The organism is Tritonibacter sp. SIMBA_163, from assembly GCF_046535935.1.
Lineage (GTDB): Bacteria > Pseudomonadota > Alphaproteobacteria > Rhodobacterales > Rhodobacteraceae > Epibacterium > Epibacterium scottomollicae.
In genome coordinates this window covers 1-272 of record NZ_JAWJBP010000447.1, presented here as the reverse complement: position 1 = coordinate 272, position 272 = coordinate 1, and the positions used below count along the sequence as shown (strand labels likewise).

Below are 272 nucleotides of genomic sequence, written 5' to 3'. Positions count from 1 at the left end.
ACGACACCGCGTTTTTGCCCCTCGCGCAGCACGGCATGAAGCACCAGCTCGCCGCGATGATTGCCGATCTCGATGCGCTCGCCATCCTCGATGCCAAGCTCTGCCGCATCGTCGGGATGGATCAGAAGTTCGGGCCGGATTTCCTTGGCAAGCGATGTCGGCGTCTCGGCAAAGGTCGAGTTCAGGAAATTATGGGCCGGTGAGGTGGTCATGCGGAATGGATGTTCGGCGTCCGCCGTTTCGATCACTTCCCAATGGTCCGGAAATTCCGG

1 protein-coding gene is annotated in these 272 nt (G+C 59.9%); it reads right to left on the bottom strand.

Annotated elements, in window-relative coordinates; all coding sequences use genetic code 11:
* The coding region (locus R0J92_RS23065; RefSeq protein WP_411053383.1) for a molybdopterin dinucleotide binding domain-containing protein at positions 1–272 on the bottom strand (272 nt) is incomplete at both ends.